The sequence below is a fragment of the Duganella aceris genome, assembly GCF_011090165.1.
Lineage (GTDB): Bacteria > Pseudomonadota > Gammaproteobacteria > Burkholderiales > Burkholderiaceae_D > Rugamonas > Rugamonas aceris.
Window position 1 is genome coordinate 1 of record NZ_JAADJT010000016.1, and the last position, 15,451, is coordinate 15,451.

At 62.6% G+C, this 15,451-nt stretch carries 15 protein-coding genes and 1 rRNA gene; 11 read left to right on the plus strand and 5 right to left on the minus strand.

Annotated elements, in window-relative coordinates; all coding sequences use genetic code 11:
* Positions 1-107, minus strand: a 16S ribosomal RNA gene (locus tag GW587_RS27390); the annotation flags it as partial.
* Between the two features lie 508 nt (positions 108-615).
* Here GW587_RS27390 and GW587_RS27395 point away from each other — a divergent pair.
* The 3 genes from GW587_RS27395 to GW587_RS27405 all read left to right on the plus strand — a co-directional run bounded on the left by GW587_RS27395 (position 616) and on the right by GW587_RS27405 (position 3,978).
* Positions 616-1,911, plus strand: a complete 1,296-nt coding sequence (locus GW587_RS27395) for a sensor histidine kinase (RefSeq protein WP_166108081.1) — start codon at positions 616-618, stop codon at positions 1,909-1,911.
* Between the two features lie 69 nt (positions 1,912-1,980).
* Positions 1,981-2,742, plus strand: a complete 762-nt coding sequence (locus tag GW587_RS27400) for a LytR/AlgR family response regulator transcription factor (protein WP_166108082.1) — start codon at positions 1,981-1,983, stop codon at positions 2,740-2,742.
* Between the two features lie 78 nt (positions 2,743-2,820).
* Positions 2,821-3,978 carry a PAS domain-containing sensor histidine kinase gene (locus tag GW587_RS27405; RefSeq protein WP_166108083.1) on the plus strand — a complete coding sequence of 386 codons (1,158 nt, stop codon included), beginning with the start codon at positions 2,821-2,823 and terminating at the stop codon, positions 3,976-3,978.
* Between the two features lie 9 nt (positions 3,979-3,987).
* On the opposite strand, the gene GW587_RS27410 is transcribed toward GW587_RS27405, so the two are convergent.
* The 3 genes from GW587_RS27410 to GW587_RS27420 all read right to left on the minus strand — a co-directional run bounded on the left by GW587_RS27410 (position 3,988) and on the right by GW587_RS27420 (position 6,851).
* Positions 3,988-5,079: a porin gene (locus GW587_RS27410; protein WP_503826765.1), complete on the minus strand. Its 1,092-nt coding sequence runs from the start codon at positions 5,077-5,079 to the stop codon at positions 3,988-3,990.
* A 159-nt stretch (positions 5,080-5,238) separates the two neighbouring features.
* Positions 5,239-5,892 carry a class I SAM-dependent methyltransferase gene (locus tag GW587_RS27415; RefSeq protein WP_166108084.1) on the minus strand — a complete coding sequence of 218 codons (654 nt, stop codon included), beginning with the start codon at positions 5,890-5,892 and terminating at the stop codon, positions 5,239-5,241.
* Positions 5,893-5,909: 17 nt separating this feature from the next.
* Positions 5,910-6,851 carry a CysB family HTH-type transcriptional regulator gene (locus GW587_RS27420; protein WP_166108085.1) on the minus strand — a complete coding sequence of 314 codons (942 nt, stop codon included), beginning with the start codon at positions 6,849-6,851 and terminating at the stop codon, positions 5,910-5,912.
* Positions 6,852-7,004: 153 nt separating this feature from the next.
* On the opposite strand from GW587_RS27420, the gene GW587_RS27425 reads away from it, so the two are divergent.
* The 8 genes from GW587_RS27425 to GW587_RS27460 are packed head-to-tail and all read left to right on the plus strand — an operon-like array spanning position 7,005 to position 14,598.
* Positions 7,005-8,699 (plus strand): nitrite/sulfite reductase, encoded by a 1,695-nt coding sequence (locus GW587_RS27425; protein ID WP_166108086.1) that lies wholly within the window; start codon positions 7,005-7,007, stop codon positions 8,697-8,699.
* A complete protein-coding gene (locus GW587_RS27430) occupies positions 8,692-9,279 on the plus strand; it encodes a DUF934 domain-containing protein (RefSeq protein WP_166108087.1) in 588 nt (195 codons plus the stop codon). The genes GW587_RS27425 and GW587_RS27430 overlap by 8 nt, the downstream gene beginning before the upstream one ends.
* Positions 9,280-9,290: 11 nt before the next feature.
* Positions 9,291-10,007, plus strand: a complete 717-nt coding sequence (locus GW587_RS27435; RefSeq protein WP_166108088.1) for a phosphoadenylyl-sulfate reductase — start codon at positions 9,291-9,293, stop codon at positions 10,005-10,007.
* A gap of 28 nt (positions 10,008-10,035) precedes the next feature.
* Positions 10,036-10,965, plus strand: coding sequence for a sulfate adenylyltransferase subunit CysD (cysD, locus tag GW587_RS27440; protein ID WP_166108089.1), 930 nt, complete (start codon positions 10,036-10,038; stop codon positions 10,963-10,965).
* A complete protein-coding gene (locus GW587_RS27445; RefSeq protein ID WP_166108090.1) occupies positions 10,965-12,275 on the plus strand; it encodes a sulfate adenylyltransferase subunit 1 in 1,311 nt (436 codons plus the stop codon). Before cysD ends, GW587_RS27445 begins: the two co-directional genes overlap by 1 nt.
* An 11-nt stretch (positions 12,276-12,286) precedes the next feature.
* A complete protein-coding gene (cobA, locus tag GW587_RS27450; RefSeq protein WP_166108091.1) occupies positions 12,287-13,048 on the plus strand; it encodes a uroporphyrinogen-III C-methyltransferase in 762 nt (253 codons plus the stop codon).
* Between the two features lie 48 nt (positions 13,049-13,096).
* On the plus strand, positions 13,097-13,825 hold the full coding sequence (locus GW587_RS27455) for a hypothetical protein (protein ID WP_166108092.1): 729 nt from the start codon (positions 13,097-13,099) through the stop codon (positions 13,823-13,825).
* Positions 13,825-14,598, plus strand: a complete 774-nt coding sequence (locus GW587_RS27460; protein ID WP_371875657.1) for a glutaminyl-peptide cyclotransferase — start codon at positions 13,825-13,827, stop codon at positions 14,596-14,598. Before GW587_RS27455 ends, GW587_RS27460 begins: the two co-directional genes overlap by 1 nt.
* Here the strand turns inward: GW587_RS27460 and GW587_RS27465 are convergent.
* Entirely contained in the window at positions 14,576-15,442 is an 867-nt protein-coding gene (locus GW587_RS27465; protein WP_166108093.1) for a LysR family transcriptional regulator, read from the minus strand. The two genes, GW587_RS27460 and GW587_RS27465, sit on opposite strands and share 23 nt — an antisense overlap.
* Positions 15,443-15,451: the final 9 nt, after the last annotated feature.

The following is a 15,451-nucleotide window of genomic DNA, read 5'->3' on the forward strand; positions in this document are numbered from 1 at the left end:
CACCCGTTCGCCACTCGCCGCCAGGTTGCCCCGCGCTGCCGTTCGACTTGCATGTGTAAGGCATGCCGCCAGCGTTCAATCTGAGCCAGGATCAAACTCTTCAGTTTAATCTCTGTTTATTTGCTACTTTCGTAGCACCGTCATTGCTGACGGGTCACTCACTCAAAATACTGACAGGCCACTTCTTGCGAAGCGCCTATTTCATTACTTCTTGTGAACATTTGATATTTTAAGTATCACGGAGACTAGCTCCGCGTGCACTCACATCAAACGTCCACACTTATCGACTGTTAATTTTTAAAGAACTCAATTTGGTGTTGCAAGCTGAAGAAGCGTTTTGTTCTTCAGCGAAGAGGCAAGATTATGAGGCGTTTCGTACATCTCGTCAAGCTCTTCTTTTTCTCTCATCACGATGTGCTGTTCTGCGAGGGGGCGAACTATAGCAAAGGCTCCCGGAGCTGGCAAGGGCTATTTTCCCGTTCCCTGTTCTGCGCGGTCCATTCCCCGTTTCTTGCAGACTGTCGCACGGCGATGGCATATATATCGGGCGATCGTTACAGTTGCATCATCAAAAAATTCGTTACACTGCTCCGCATTCAAGAGTGAAAGCCTTACATGTTTCCTACGCCTAAAACGCAAGACACCCTGAAGACCGTGGTCAGCTCGCTGCACCGGGGATTTGATGCGACCGCCACCTGGGTCACTCAACTGTCCTGGTGGAAGTTCCTGGTGTTCGCGGTTTTGATGCTGATCGCCGGCTCCATCCTGCAGGACGAGTTGTTTTCGTCCAGTCCGGTCGAGGAGGAAGTGTCGCACGGCCCGAAACGCAAGAGCGGCGACACCAATATCCTGATCGACGATAGCGGCATCCACTTCAACCCGCGCGGCAAGATCCGCAACAAGACCGAACCGAGCGGCGACGAAACGCCGGTCGCGCCGGCAGAGGCACCGGCAGCCCCTGCGACGCCGGAAGCGCCCGAAGCACCTGCGGCGCCGTCCGCGCCAAGCAAAAGCGATAAAGCCGCGTCCATCCCCGCCCTGCCGACCTTGCCAGGCGAAGAAGTCCACATCGACCTGCCACCGCAGATCGGCGAGGAGCTGTCCAATGCGATCGAAGAAGCGGTCGACAGCGCCGCCGAACAGAAAGTGGCCCGCTACCACGGCCAGGCCTCCACCTGGTTCAAGAGCTTCATCACGCTGCTGGTGCTGGCCCTGTTCGGCACCAAGGCGCTGATGGGCGGCAAGAAACGCGCTGAAGCCGAGACCCTGACCGCCAACGCCGCCGCCGAACGCGAATCCATGCAGCGCCAGCTCAGCGAGGCGAAGATGCAAATGATGCAGGCCCAGGTCGAGCCGCACTTCCTGTTCAATACCCTGGCCTCGGTCGAGCATCTGATCGAAACCGACCCGCCGCGCGCCTCGGCCATGCAGCGCAGCCTGATCAAATACCTGCGCGCGGTGCTGCCGCAGATGCGCGACAACGCGCTGATCACCAACCTGGGCCGCGAGGCCGACATGGTGGTGGCCTACCTGAACCTGCTGAAGATGCGCATGGAGGAACGCCTGATAGTCGACTTCGACATCCCCGACGGTCTGCGCACCGCCGCCTTCCCGCCGATGATGCTGCAATCGATGGTGGAAAACGCGATCAAGCATGGCCTCGAAGCCAAGCCCGAGGGCGGCACGCTGAAAGTGCGCGCCGACGTGGCCCACAACAAGCTGCGCGTGATCGTCAGCGACACCGGCCTGGGCTTCGGCGCCGTGCCGAGCGACGGCACCGGCCTGGGCCTGATGACCATCCGCGAGCGCCTGAAATTGCTGCACGGCGACCAGGGCCAGTTGCTGATCGCCGCCAACGTTCCAAGCGGCGTGATCGCCACCATCGAAGTGCCTTACCAGCTATCCAAATAACAACGATTGATTATTACGCCGATTCGTTGAATAATTGATTGAATAATTAACACTTCACACACCCATACGATGCCTACAGCGATTATTGCCGACGACGAACGTTTGATGCGCGACCAATTGCGCATGCGCCTGGGCCAGGTCTGGCCCGAGCTGGAGATCATTGGCGAGGCCAAGAACGGTGATGAGGCGATCGAACTGGTCGACCAGCTCAAGCCCGACTTCACCTTCCTCGACATCCGCATGCCGGGCAAGACCGGCATGGAAGCGGCCAGCGTGATCGGCAACAAGAGCCACATCGTGTTCGTCACCGCCTACGACGCCTACGCGGTCGAGGCCTTCGAGCGCGGCGCCGTCGATTACGTGTTGAAACCGCCCGAGCAGGAGCGCCTGCAGATCACCGTCGACCGCCTCAAGACCCGGCTCAGCAAGCCGGCGGCCGATGTCAACGCCAGCGTGACGGCGATGCTGTCGCAGCTGGCGGAGAAGATCACCGCGCCCAAGCCGGCCTATTTGCAATGGATCCAGGCCAGCATCGGCCAGGACCTGCGCATGATTCCGGTGGAAGAGATTCTGTTCTTCCGCTCGGACGAAAAATACACCTGCGTGCAGACCGAGCGCTACGAAGCGCTGATCCGCAAGCCGGTCCGCGACCTGGCCGAAGAGCTCGATCCCGCGCTGTTCTGGCAGATCCACCGCGCCACGCTGGTCAACGTCAACGCCATCGAAGGCGTGACGCGCGACATCCGTGGCCGCCACCTGGTCATGATCAAGGGTAAATCGGACAAGCTGGAAGTGAGCCGCAGCTTCCTGCACCTGTTCAAGCAGATGTAAGCTGCGACACATCAATCCTCGGCCTCCGCGCTTGCCTTAGTGTGACTCCACGCGGTCTGCAGCCGCAGGGAGGCACGCATGTCACGCACCGGATCGTTCTTACTCCTGACCGCCGCGCTTGCCGCGACCAGCCGCCTGTCCTGGCGCATGGGCTGGCACGGCGCCAATGTGGCGGCCGCCAACAAGCGCAGCCGCGGCATCATCCAGCACGCCAGCGACGCCATCATCTCCACCGACGCCAACCAGCACATCCTGCAAGCCAACCCGTCGGCGGCGGCGATGTTCGCCACCACGGTGCAGGCGATGGAAGGCGCGCCGCTGCAACGCTTCCTGCCGCGCGACCAGCGTCAGACGCTCGATGCCGCCACCGTGCATTACTTCGGCGCCACCGGCATCCGCCTCAGCATGAAGGGGCGCCGCGCCACCGACTACGCCGTCACCGGGCTGAAAGCCAGCGGCCAGCACTTCCCGCTCGAAGGCTCGATCTCTTCCCTGGCCGAGAACGGCCGGCAGATCTTCACCGTCATCCTGCGCGACATCACCGAGCGCAAGCAGGTACAGGAACAGCTGGAGCAATCGTATTCGCAGCTGCGCGAGCTGTCGGCGGCGCTGCAAACCATCCGCGAGGAGGAGCGCAAGCACATCGCGCGCGAGCTGCACGACGACCTCGGCCAACTGCTGGCCACCTTGCGCGTCGATCTGGCGCTGCTGCAACAACAACCCGGCAACGACGAGGGAGCGCGCAAGCTACAGGCCGGCATGGACGAATTGCTGATGTCGGCCATCACCTCGCTGCGCCGCATCGCCAGCAATCTGCGCCCGGCCGCGCTGGATGAAGGGGGATTGTATTTTGCGCTGGAAAGCCTGCGCCAGGAATTCGTCGCCCGCCACGGCATTGACTGCACGCTGGAGGCGAATGAAGAGGATTTGATACTTGATGACGCCTACAGCACGGCCATCTTCCGCATTGCGCAGGAAGCGCTGACCAACATCACCCGCCACGCCGAAGCGAGCAAGGTCACCTTGTCGCTATACCGTTCGGATTCGCTACTGCAGATTACGATCCACGACGACGGCCACGGCATCGCCGAGCAGGACATGGACAAAGCCTCGTCCTTCGGCCTGATCGGGATGCGTGAACGCGTCTGGGCGCTGCATGGCGATATCGCCATCGTCAACGACGGCGGCACGCGGATCGTGATCCGCCTGCCGCTGCCGTCTCAGGACAGCGCCTGACCCAGCAAGTTAGAACGAGTGACGGATACCGGCGTTGAACGCCTTGTCGCCGCTACCGACTTCGTTGTTGTTACCAACGGTGTAGCCGGCGCCGTTCTTGTTCTTGATCTTGGCGTAAGCCACGTACAGGTTGGTACGCTTCGACAGCAAGTGCGAGTAGCCCAGCGCCCACTGATCGGCGTCCTGGTTGTTGACGGTCTTGTCGTCCTTGCGGATGTACGACGCCATGATGATGCCCGAACCAACCGGGATCTGCGCGCCGACCAGCAGGTCGTTGCTGTCCAGGCTAGGCTTAGGCGCGACGGTGTAGCCGAAGGCGTTGGCCGATGGCAGAGCGGCGCTGTTCACACCTTTGTCCGCGCCGTAAGCGAAGAAGGCCTTGACCACTTTGAAATCGTAGTTGGCGGCGAACAGGGTGTTGCGGCCGGTGTCGCGGCTGACGGCAGGCGCGACCGGAATCGTGGTGGCGGCGGTGTCGTTGTTGCGGTTGTTGTAGACCAGACGGGCGTTCAGCGCGTCCTGCGAGAAGTTCAGGCCGAAACCGAACTGGCGGCCGGCGGTGTTGCTGCCGCCTTGCTCGCCCAGCGAGTACAGCGCTTCGGCGCTGAAGCCCGACATGACCGGGGTGGCGTAGACGACGGCGTTGCTGGTGCGGGTGTTCGCGCCGGCGGCCGGGAACAGATTCTTGATGCTGCCTGCGTAACCGGCGCCGAACGGGTCGGCGACCTGGCTCATGGCGTTGTACAGCATGGTGTACTGGCGACCCAGGGTCAGGGTGCCGGCGTCTTTCGACTTCAGGCCGACGAATGCCTGGCGGTTGAAGATGCTGCCGGCGGTGTCCAGCGCGCCGTCATCGGCCTTGAAGCCGGTTTCCAGTTGGAAGATGGCGGCCAGGCCGTTGCCCAGGTCCTCGTTGCCGCGGAAACCCAGACGCGACTGGCTGCCCACGCCGCTGGTGACTTTGGTCACGGTGCCGACCGCACCGCCGCGCTCGCTCACAACGCCGACGTCGACCAGGCCGTAGATGGTGACGTTCGATTGTGCTTGGGCTTGGGCAGCGAAGCCGCCGATGATCATTGCTACCAGAGTAAGTTTTTTCACTTGATATTCTCTACTTGAGGTTGAAAGAAAGACTTGCATGTAATGAATCTACGGGCGAGATCATGCCTATCAATTACTTCAACAATATGACAACGGCCAACTGTTGCAAATCAACATCAAGAGAAGAAAAAAGCCGCAGGACGCGGCTTTGGGGAAGGATTACTTCAATTTGCAGCTGAGCAAGTAATAGTACTCCAGCCGCTCGACCCGGATCTGCCGCGTCGACGTCGAGAAGCGCTTGCGCAGCGTGCTGTCGGTCAGGTAGTTCTTCATGATCTCGTAGCGCTGGCCGTCGTCGGCGGTCAGGATCTGGAAGGTGTTGCCTTCCAGATCGGTGCGGGCGAACACCATGCTGTTGCCATCGACATAAGTTTCGTCCAGCAACACCAGCAGCACGTCCTTGCCCAGTTTGGCGCGCAGCGTCTTCAGGTATTTTTCCTGGTCTTCGCGCTTGACGTGCGACCACAGGCCGGCGGCGAACACGGCAGTGTACTGGCCTTCCAGGCCGTCCGGCAGGTTGAAGGCATCCATCACGCCGAAGGTGACGACGTCCTCGTCCAGGCCACGGGTCTCCGCCAGCGCGATCATTTCCGGCACGATGTCGGTGGCGTGCACCGATTCCGCCACTTCGGCGATCAGGTCGGTCCAATAGGCGGTGCCGCAAGCCAGCTCCAGCACCTTGTGGCCCTGGAACAGCTCGGCGACCATTTCCTGCAGGTCGTCCAGGTCATCGAAGCGCTCTTCCTGCGCGTAAACCTGGTCATAGTTATCCGCGTTGACGGCGTAAAATTGGGTCAACTGGTTGGTAATCATGGTAGTGCTTTCTCGTCTTATAGTTCGTAATGCTCTTTTTCACCGCTCATGGCTTGTTCGATCAACTTGCGGTTGAGCGTCGGGGCCAGCAGTTCAATAAAGGTGTAGATATAGCTGCGCAGGTAAGCGCCCTGCTTCACCGCCACCCGCGACACATTCATGCCGAACAGGTGTCCCACGGAGATGGCGCGCAGGTTCTTGTCGCGCTCGGCGTCGAAGGCCATGCCCGCTATGATACCAATCCCCATGCCCAACTCGACATAAGTCTTGATCACGTCGGCGTCGATCGCCTCCAGCAGCACGTCCAGCTTCAGGCCGCGCAGCGAAAAAGCGTGGTCGATCTTGCTGCGGCCGGCAAAGGCGCCATCGTACGTGATGATCGGGAAAGCGGCAATTTCTTCCAGCGTTACCTGCTTGGATTTCAGCAACGGATGGTCGGGCGCGACCACCACCACGTGCTCCCATTGATAACACGGCAAGGTTATCAATCCAGTCACGCCGGCGATCGATTCGGTGGCGATGGCCAGGTCGGCCTGGTCGCGCTGCACCATCTCGGCGATCTGCTGCGGATTGCCTTGCAATAAAGACAAGCGCACCTTGGGGAATTTCAGCATGAAAGCCTGCACCACCTTCGGCAGCGTGTAGCGCGCCTGCGTGTGCGTGGTGGCGATGGTGAAACTGCCACTATCCTGGGCCGCATATTCCTTACCGATGCGTTTCAGGCTGTCGATTTCCTGCATAATAAGCTCCACCGACTCCAGCACCAGCCGCCCCGGCTCGGTCAGGCCGCGGATACGCTTGCCGTGCCGGGTGAAGATGTCGACGCCCAACTCCTCCTCCAGCTCGATGATCGCCTTGGACACGCCCGGTTGCGAGGTAAATAGCGCCTTGGCGGCGTCGGTCAAATTGTAATTTTGTCGTACCGCTTCGCGCACAAAGCGCAGTTGATGAAGGTTCATTGCAGGTCTTGGCCCATCTTAAAATTTTTAGCGTCCATGCTTATGCCCAATCCTTATATAAGCAAATAAAGACTAAGTCGTATGGAATAAAGACGAAGTTTATTACTATTAGCGCCAGTTTGGGGATTAAGCGACTATCCAGGAAGAATATACATGTATCAATACGACCAATACGACCATCTCATCGTGCGCGAGCGCATCGCCCAGTACCGCGACCAGGTACGGCGCCGGCTCGCCGATGAGCTGACGGAAGCCGAATTCGTTCCGCTGCGCCTGCAAAACGGCCTGTACATGCAGCGCCACGCCTACATGCTGCGCATCGCCGTGCCTTACGGCCTGCTGGCATCGAAACAAATGCGCATGTTCGCCCACATCGCCCGCAAGTACGACCGCGGCTACGGCCACTTCACCACCCGCCAGAACATCCAGTTCAACTGGGTCGAGCTGGAACAGACGCCGGACATCCTGACCGAGCTGGCCTCGGTGGAGATGCACGCCATCCAGACCTCCGGCAACTGCATCCGCAACACCACCTCCGATCCGTATGCCGGCGTGGCCGCCGACGAGATCATCGATCCGCGTCCTTACGCCGAGGTGCTGCGCCAGTGGTCGACCTTCCACCCTGAATTCATCGCCCTGCCGCGCAAGTTCAAGGTCGCCATCAACGGCGCCGTCGAAGACCGCGCCGCGATCGCCGTGCACGACATCGGCCTGACCGTGGTGCGCAACGACGCCGGCGAGATCGGCTTCAAGTTCATGGCCGGCGGCGGCATGGGCCGCACCCCGATCCTCGGCAGCGTGATCCGCGACTTCCTGCCGTGGCAGCACCTGCTGACCTACACCGAAGCCGTGATGCGCGTGTATAACACCCACGGCCGTCGTGACAACAAGTACAAGGCCCGCATCAAGATCCTGCTGAAGGCCATCGGCGTCGAGGAATTCACGCGCCAGGTCGAAGCCGAGTGGGTCGACCTGAAGGACGGCCCGGAAACGCTGACCACCGAAGAGATGCAGCGCGTGATCGACTACTTCCAGCCGCCGGCGTATAAACAGCTCGACGACAGCGACGTGGTCGCCGCGCAAGCTGACAACAAGGCCTTCGCCAACTGGGTCAACCGCAACATCAAGCCGCACAAGCGTCCCGGCTACGCCGCCGTGGTGCTGTCGCTGAAAAAGACCGGCGTGCCGCCGGGCGACGCCACCGCCGAGCAGATGGACTTCATGGCCGACCTGGCCGACCGCTACAGCTTCGGCGAACTGCGCGTCACGCACGAGCAGAACATCGTGCTGGCCGACGTCGAGCAGTCGCGGTTGTTCGCGCTGTGGCAGGAAGCCAAGGCGCACGGCCTGGCGACCCCGAACATCGGCCTGCTGACCGACATGATCTGCTGCCCGGGCGGCGACTTCTGCTCGCTGGCCAACGCCAAGTCGCTGCCGATCGCCGCCGCCATCGCCGAGCGCTTCGACGACATCGACTACCAGCACGACATCGGCGAGATCGAACTGAATATCTCCGGCTGCATCAACGCCTGCGGTCACCACCACGTCGGCAGCATCGGCGTGCTGGGCGTCGACAAGGACGGCAGCGAATGGTATCAGGTGTCGATCGGCGGCTCGCAAGGCAATCACTCCGCCATCGGCAAGATCATCGGACCATCGTTCTCCGCGCTGCAAATGCCGGAAGTGATCGGCCGCCTGCTGCAGGTCTATGTGCGCGAGCGTTTTGAAGACGAATCCTTCGCCGCCTGTGCGCAGCGACTGGGCGTCGCGCCGTTCAAGGAATTTGTGTACGCCACGCCGATCACCGAAAAAGGTGGTCGCCTGGTTGGAGAGGATGAATATGTCTGACGCCGTGAAAAACCTGATTATCAAGGGCCATGAAGTGGTCGAAGACGACTGGCAGGTGCTGCGCCTGGCCGAGCCGGTCGAAGGCGCGCCACCGCACGACCCGGCCACGGTCGCCGTCCCGGCGGGCAAATTCATCGTGCCGCTGAGCCTCTGGCTGGTGCAGCGCGAGCTGCTGGCCGCGCGCACCGACGCCGGCGAGATCGGCGTCTGGATCGCGCCGGACGAAAGCCCGGACGTGCTGAAAGGCCTGCTCGACCAGTTCCCGGTGATCGCCATCGATTTCCCGAAATTCACCGACGGCCGTGGCTACTCGATCGCCTACAACGTCCGCGTCCGCATGGGCTGGACCGGCGAGCTGCGCGCCATCGGCGACGTGCTGCGCGACCAGCTGTTCTCGATGCGCCGCGTCGGCTTCAACGCCTACGCCGTGCGCGCCGACCGCAATGTGCACGACGCGCTGAAAAGCCTGTCCGACTTCTCGGAGACCTACCAGGCGTCGGTGGACCAGAAGGTGCCGCTGTTCCGCCGTCACACCCGCAATGTGGGCGTGGGCGACAGCAACGACGGCGCCGGTATTTGATTGGAGCTGCAATGAGTGACCTGAGCAAGCTGATTGCGGACACCAGCGCCACGCTGGCCCGCATCGCCAGCGAACATGGACCGGCCGTCTTCGCCTCCAGCCTGGCGGCGGAAGACATGGTGCTGACCGATTTGATCTTGAAATCCGGGCTGGGCATCGGCATCTTCTCTTTGGAGACCGGCCGCCTGCACAAGGAAACGCTGGCGATGGTGGACAAGGTCAAGGAACGCTACGGCTACGACATCGCGCTGTACAAGCCGCAGCCGGAAGCGGTCGACGCCTACGTGTCGCAGAACGGCTTGAACGCCTTCTACGACAGCATTGAGATGCGCAAGGAATGCTGCCGCATCCGCAAGGTCGAGCCGCTGGGCCGCGCCCTGGCCGGCAACAAGTCCTGGGTCACCGGCCAGCGCCGCGCGCAGTCGGCGACGCGCACATCGCTGATGGTCGAGGAAGACGATCCTGCGCACCTGATGACCAAGTTTAATCCGCTGGCCGACTGGTCGGAGGAGGATGTGTGGAACTACATCCGCGAGCACGACGTGCCGTACAACGCGCTGCACGATCAGGGTTATCCGTCGATCGGCTGCGAACCGTGCACCCGCGCGATCCAGCCGGGCGAGGATGTCCGCGCCGGCCGCTGGTGGTGGGAGGATCCGGACTCGAAGGAGTGCGGCCTGCACATGGTCGACGGCAAACTGATACGCATTAAATCCGTGGCCGCATAAGCGCCACAACAAGAATAGGCATAGTCCCATGAACGCTTTAGTTGAAAACAACGTGTACCTGAACGCGCGCCACCTGGATGCGCTGGAATCGGAAGCGATCCACATCCTGCGCGAAGTCGCGGCCGAATGCAGCAATCCCGCGCTGCTCTTCTCGGGCGGTAAGGACTCGGTGGTGCTGCTGCGCCTCGCGGAGAAGGCTTTCCGCCCCGGCAAATTCCCGTTCCCGCTGGTGCACGTCGATACCGGCCACAATTTCGCGGAAGTGATCACCTTCCGCGACAAGCGCGTGGCCGAACTGGGCGAACGCCTGATCGTCGGCTCGGTCGAGGACTCGATCAAGAAAGGCACGGTGCGCCTGCGTAACCCGCAGACCGATTCACGCAACGCCGCGCAGGCGGTGACGCTGCTGGAAACCATCGCCGAACACGGCTTCGACGCCTGCATCGGCGGCGCGCGCCGCGATGAAGAGAAGGCCCGCGCCAAGGAGCGCATCTTTTCCTTCCGCGACGAGTTCGGCCAATGGGATCCGAAGTCGCAGCGCCCGGAACTGTGGGACTTGTATAACACCCGCGTCCACCCGGGCGAGAACATGCGCGTGTTCCCGATCTCGAACTGGACCGAGCTGGATGTGTGGCAGTACATCGCCCGCGAAAAACTGGAACTGCCGCCGATCTACTTCGCGCACGAACGCCAGGTCATTCCGCGCAACGGCCTGCTGGTGCCGCTGACCGACCTGACGCCGGCGCGCGAAGGCGAGACCGTCGAAACGCAAGTGGTGCGTTTCCGCACCGTCGGCGACATCTCCTGCACCTGCCCCGTGTCCTCGGACGCGGCGACGGTCGAGCAGATCATCGCCGAAACCGCGATCACGCAAATCACCGAACGCGGCGCCACCCGGACCGACGACCAGACGTCCGAAGCATCGATGGAAAAACGTAAAAAAGCAGGATACTTCTGATGAACGCACCTCTGAATCAACAACTGACCGAACGCGGCCTGCTGCGCTTCATCACCGCCGGCTCCGTCGACGACGGCAAGTCCACGCTGATCGGCCGCCTGCTGTTCGACAGCAAAGGCATCTTCGCCGACCAGCTGGAGGCCATGTCGCGCTCCAAGCACAAGCGCACCGTCGGCGACAGCGTCGACCTGTCGCTGCTGACCGACGGCCTGGAAGCGGAACGCGAACAAGGAATCACCATCGACGTGGCCTACCGCTACTTCGCCACGCCGAAACGCAAGTTCATCATCGCCGATACGCCGGGCCATGAGCAATACACCCGCAACATGGTCACCGGCGCCTCGACCGCCGACGCGGTCATCATCCTGATCGACGTCTCGAAAGTGAAGCTGCACGAGGACGGCGGCGTCGACCTGCTGATCCAGACCAAGCGCCACTCGACCATCGCCCACCTGCTGCAGATCGAGCACGTGGTGGTCGCGGTCAACAAGATGGACCTGGTGAACTACGACCAGGCGATCTACGACCGCATCGTCAAGGCTTACCGCGAGTTCGCCGCGACGCTGGGCCTGAAGGACATCACGCCGATCCCGCTGTCGGCGCTGAGCGGCGACAACGTGGTCGACAAGAGCGACAAGCTGGCGTGGTACGAAGGCCCGACCCTGATCGAGCTGCTGGAATCGCTGTCGGTGTACGACGAATCGCACGACGCGCCGTTCCGCTTCCCGGTGCAGCTGGTGGCGCGTCACAACGGCCACGAAGCCAATGACTTCCGCGGCTACATGGGCCGCATCGAGGCCGGCAAGGTCAGCGTCGGCGACCAGTTGGTGGTGCAGCCGTCCGGCCAGACCGCTACCGTCAAGGACATCCTGACACTGGAAGGCTCGCATCAATCGGCGGTGGTCGGTCAATCGATCACGCTGCTGCTGAACGAATACCTCGACATCTCGCGCGGCGACCTGCTGGCCGGCGCGGCACAGCCGGCCACCCTGCTGAAAACGCTGAAGGCCGATGTGTGCTGGATGTCCGACGAGCCGCTGGACCAGCGCCGAAAATACTGGATCAAGCACGGCACCAAGCAGACCTCGGCCAAGATCACCGGCATCGAGTCGCTGCTGGACATCAACACGCAGCAACGCCACGCAGCCGAAGGCCTGAAGCTGAACGATATCGCGCGCGTCGGCCTGACCGTGCAGCAGCCGCTGGCGGCCGACGCCTACAGCGACATCCGCGCCACCGGCGCCTTCATCCTGATCGATGAAGTCACGCACCAGACGGTCGCGGCGGGCATGATCCGCCTCGGCGAATAAGGGAGACGGCGATGGCGGCTCTGGGAAAAGTCTATCTGATCGGCGCCGGCCCAGGCGCCCAGGACCTGATCACCTTGCGCGGCGCGCGCCTGCTGGCGCAAGCCGACGTCGTGCTGCACGACGCGCTGGTGACCGAGGAGATGCTGGAGCTGTGCCCGCAAGCGGAAAAAATCCTGGTCGGCAAACGCTGCGGCCAGTTGTCGACCGCGCAGCAGTTCATCAACAAGCAGCTGGTCGATCACGTGCACAAGGTGCCGCTGGTGGTGCGCCTCAAGGGCGGCGACCCGATGCTGTTCGGGCGCGCCGACGAGGAACTGCGCGCGCTGGAAGAAGCGGGTATCGAGGTGGAAGTCGTCCCCGGCATCACCACCGCGCTGGCCGCCGCCGCCGCCAGCAAGCAGCCGCTGACCAAGCGCGGCGTGTCGCGCAGCGTCGCCTTCTTCACCTCCTCGACGGCACCGGACCACGCCGAACACGACGCCATCCCCGACACCGACACGCTGGTGCAGTACATGGGCGGGCGCGAAGCCATCGCCACGGCGGAACGCCTGCTGGCGCAAGGCCGCAAGCCGGATACGCCGGTGGTGGTGATCGAAAACGTCAGCCGTCCGGACCAGCATATCCGCCGCATGACCATCGCCACGCTGGCGCAAGGCCTGGGCGCGGCGCACGGCCCGGTGCTGGTGATGCTGGGCGATGCAATGAAGACCCGTTCCCACCAAAGCTTCGATTCCGAGATTAACAGCGCAATCGCGCACCAGCTCCGCGCCTGATTTTGCGTTTTTCGTAATAGAATGTCCACTCTACCAAACGAGGTAACAATGGACACTGTTCACGAAGTATTGGAGCGCGCCTGGAACGCCCATTCCGCCGGCGAGTATGAAGCCGCCCTGAAGGATTACGTCTGGCTGTTCGACGCCACCGCCGCCGGCACGGAAAACGCGCCGCTGCGCCTGTCCTATGTGCTTGCCTCTTGGGCCAAGCTTGCGGAAGACTACCTGCCGGCGCGCCAGGCGCTGGTCCAGGCCCGCGACGCCGCCAGCACGCGCCTGCTGGACGCCGATGAAGACGACGTCCTGTTCAACGACATCCGCGTCATCAACGACAAGCTGGGCGACCTGCAAAACACCTACCACCTGTTCCAACGTCTGCCGGAGGGGCTGGCGCAGGAATGCGCACGCGCCGCGCTGCCGTCGCTGATGGCTTGCGGTGACTACGACCTGGCGCGACGCTGGCTGCCGCATCCCGAGCAGCACCTGGCGCAAGCCGCCGCCCAGCTGAATGAACTGAAGAACGGCATCAACGTCCTCACCACCGAAGGCATGGCCGATCTGCTGGCCGAAGTATTCAACTACAACACCGAAGTCGCGCTGGTGCTGGACTTGCTGAACGGCTGCGGCGATACTGCGGCTGCGGCGACCGCGCGCCTGCAGGCGGTGGCGCTGGTGCAGGCGCCGGAAGCGCGCGCCTGTGTGCAGGCCGAGCTGGACGCCCCCGGTTCCACGCTCGACGCCATGGTTGAACTACAAAATTCCCCGGTGACCGAATAGTGAAAAAGAATTACGCTCAAGCCCTCCTCTTCGCCGCGCTGCTGCCGCTGGCCGCAAGCGCCATGGCGGCGATCCCCACCTACGATTTCAAGGTGGTGCGCAGCTATCCGCACGATACCCAAGCCTTCACCGAAGGCCTGCTGTACCGCGAAGGCTTCCTGTACGAGAGCACGGGCTTGAACGGCAAGTCGTCGATCCGCAAGGTCAACCTGGAGAGCGGCAAGGTCTTGCAGAGCAAGGACATCCCGCCGCAGTATTTCGGCGAAGGCCTGACGGTATGGGGCGATACGCTGGTCGGCCTGACCTGGCAGACGCAGACCGGCTTCGTGTTCGACCTGAAGACCTTCGAGCCGCGCGGCCAGTTCGCCTATCCGGGCGAAGGCTGGGGGCTGACGCAGAACGGCAAGGAACTGATCATGAGCGACGGCACGGCGACGCTGCGCTTCCTCGATCCCAAGACCTTCCTCGAAGTGCGCCGCGTGAAGGTGACGGCGGACGGCATTGCGGTCAATCAGATCAACGAGCTGGAAGTGGTGGACGGCGAGGTGTACGCCAACCTGTGGCACACCAACACCATCGCGCGCATCGATCCCGCCAGCGGAAAAATCGTCGGCTGGATCGACCTTGGCAAGCTGTACCCGGACGCCGGCAAGGGCCCGACCGGCGAGAACGTCCTGAACGGCATCGCCTACGACGCCGAGAAAAAACGCCTGTTCGTCACCGGCAAACTGTGGCCGAAGATTTACGAGATCAAGCTGGTTCCGCGTAAGTAAACAGCGCGATGATCTCGTCGGCCACCGCCCTCACCGGCGGCGAGCGCCGCACATCCTCATGCATCACCAGCCACAGCTTGCGCTTGACCGGGCAAGCCGGCGCCTCGACGGCCACCAGGCCGCTGCGCGCGATATCGAAGAACAGCGGCGGCAGCACCGCCACCCCGCAACCCGCCACCGCCGCCTGGAACAAGGTGCCAAGGTCGTTTGAGCGCAGGCAGTAGCGGCGCTGGCCACGCATCTTGTCCAGCCACTGGTGCTGCGGCGTATCCTGCAGCAGCGCATCGTAACCGAGGAATTCCCACTGCTCCGGCTTGTGCTTTTTCAGATAGGCGGCGCTGGCGTATAGCTGATAGCCGACGGTGGCCAACAGCTTCACCGCCATGCCCGGCGCGGTCGGCCGCTGGAAGCGCAAAGCGATGTCCGATTCGCGCCGCGTCAGATCGGTCTGGCGCGCCTCGCCGCGCAGGTCCAGCTCAATGCCGGACAGGCGCTTCAGCGCCGGCATCAGCCTCGGCGCCAGCATGTAGGCCGCCAGCGCCGGTGGTGCGGAAACGCACACCGTGCCGGTCAGCGCGGCGCCACCGCCCGCCACCCGCAGCAAGCCGTGCAGACCATCCTCCATCTTGCGCGCATGCGGCACCAGTTCCCTGCCCGCCGCCGTCAGCGACCAGCCCCTTGGGAAGCGATCGAACAGACGCACCGCAAGCGCAGCTTCCAGCGCATCGATGCGGCGCGCCACCGTGGTGTGCTCGACACCGGCGGCGCGCGCGGCGCCCGACAGGCTGCCGGCGTCGTGCAGCGCCAGGAAATATCGCAGGTCGTCCCAGTCAGGTTGGCTCATTGTGCAATT

Bases quoted from the DNA above. Each gene is read 5' to 3' on its own strand.
- GW587_RS27395 (WP_166108081.1), top strand. From the start codon at position 616: ATGTTTCCTACGCCTAAAACGCAAGACACCCTGAAGACCGTGGTCAGC.
- GW587_RS27400 (WP_166108082.1), top strand. From the start codon at position 1,981: ATGCCTACAGCGATTATTGCCGACGACGAACGTTTGATGCGCGACCAA.
- GW587_RS27405 (WP_166108083.1), top strand. From the start codon at position 2,821: ATGTCACGCACCGGATCGTTCTTACTCCTGACCGCCGCGCTTGCCGCG.
- GW587_RS27415 (WP_166108084.1), bottom strand. From the start codon at position 5,892: ATGATTACCAACCAGTTGACCCAATTTTACGCCGTCAACGCGGATAAC.
- GW587_RS27420 (WP_166108085.1), bottom strand. From the start codon at position 6,851: ATGAACCTTCATCAACTGCGCTTTGTGCGCGAAGCGGTACGACAAAAT.
- GW587_RS27425 (WP_166108086.1), top strand. From the start codon at position 7,005: ATGTATCAATACGACCAATACGACCATCTCATCGTGCGCGAGCGCATC.
- GW587_RS27430 (WP_166108087.1), top strand. From the start codon at position 8,692: ATGTCTGACGCCGTGAAAAACCTGATTATCAAGGGCCATGAAGTGGTC.
- GW587_RS27435 (WP_166108088.1), top strand. From the start codon at position 9,291: ATGAGTGACCTGAGCAAGCTGATTGCGGACACCAGCGCCACGCTGGCC.
- cysD (WP_166108089.1), top strand. From the start codon at position 10,036: ATGAACGCTTTAGTTGAAAACAACGTGTACCTGAACGCGCGCCACCTG.
- GW587_RS27445 (WP_166108090.1), top strand. From the start codon at position 10,965: ATGAACGCACCTCTGAATCAACAACTGACCGAACGCGGCCTGCTGCGC.
- cobA (WP_166108091.1), top strand. From the start codon at position 12,287: ATGGCGGCTCTGGGAAAAGTCTATCTGATCGGCGCCGGCCCAGGCGCC.
- GW587_RS27455 (WP_166108092.1), top strand. From the start codon at position 13,097: ATGGACACTGTTCACGAAGTATTGGAGCGCGCCTGGAACGCCCATTCC.
- GW587_RS27465 (WP_166108093.1), bottom strand. From the start codon at position 15,442: ATGAGCCAACCTGACTGGGACGACCTGCGATATTTCCTGGCGCTGCAC.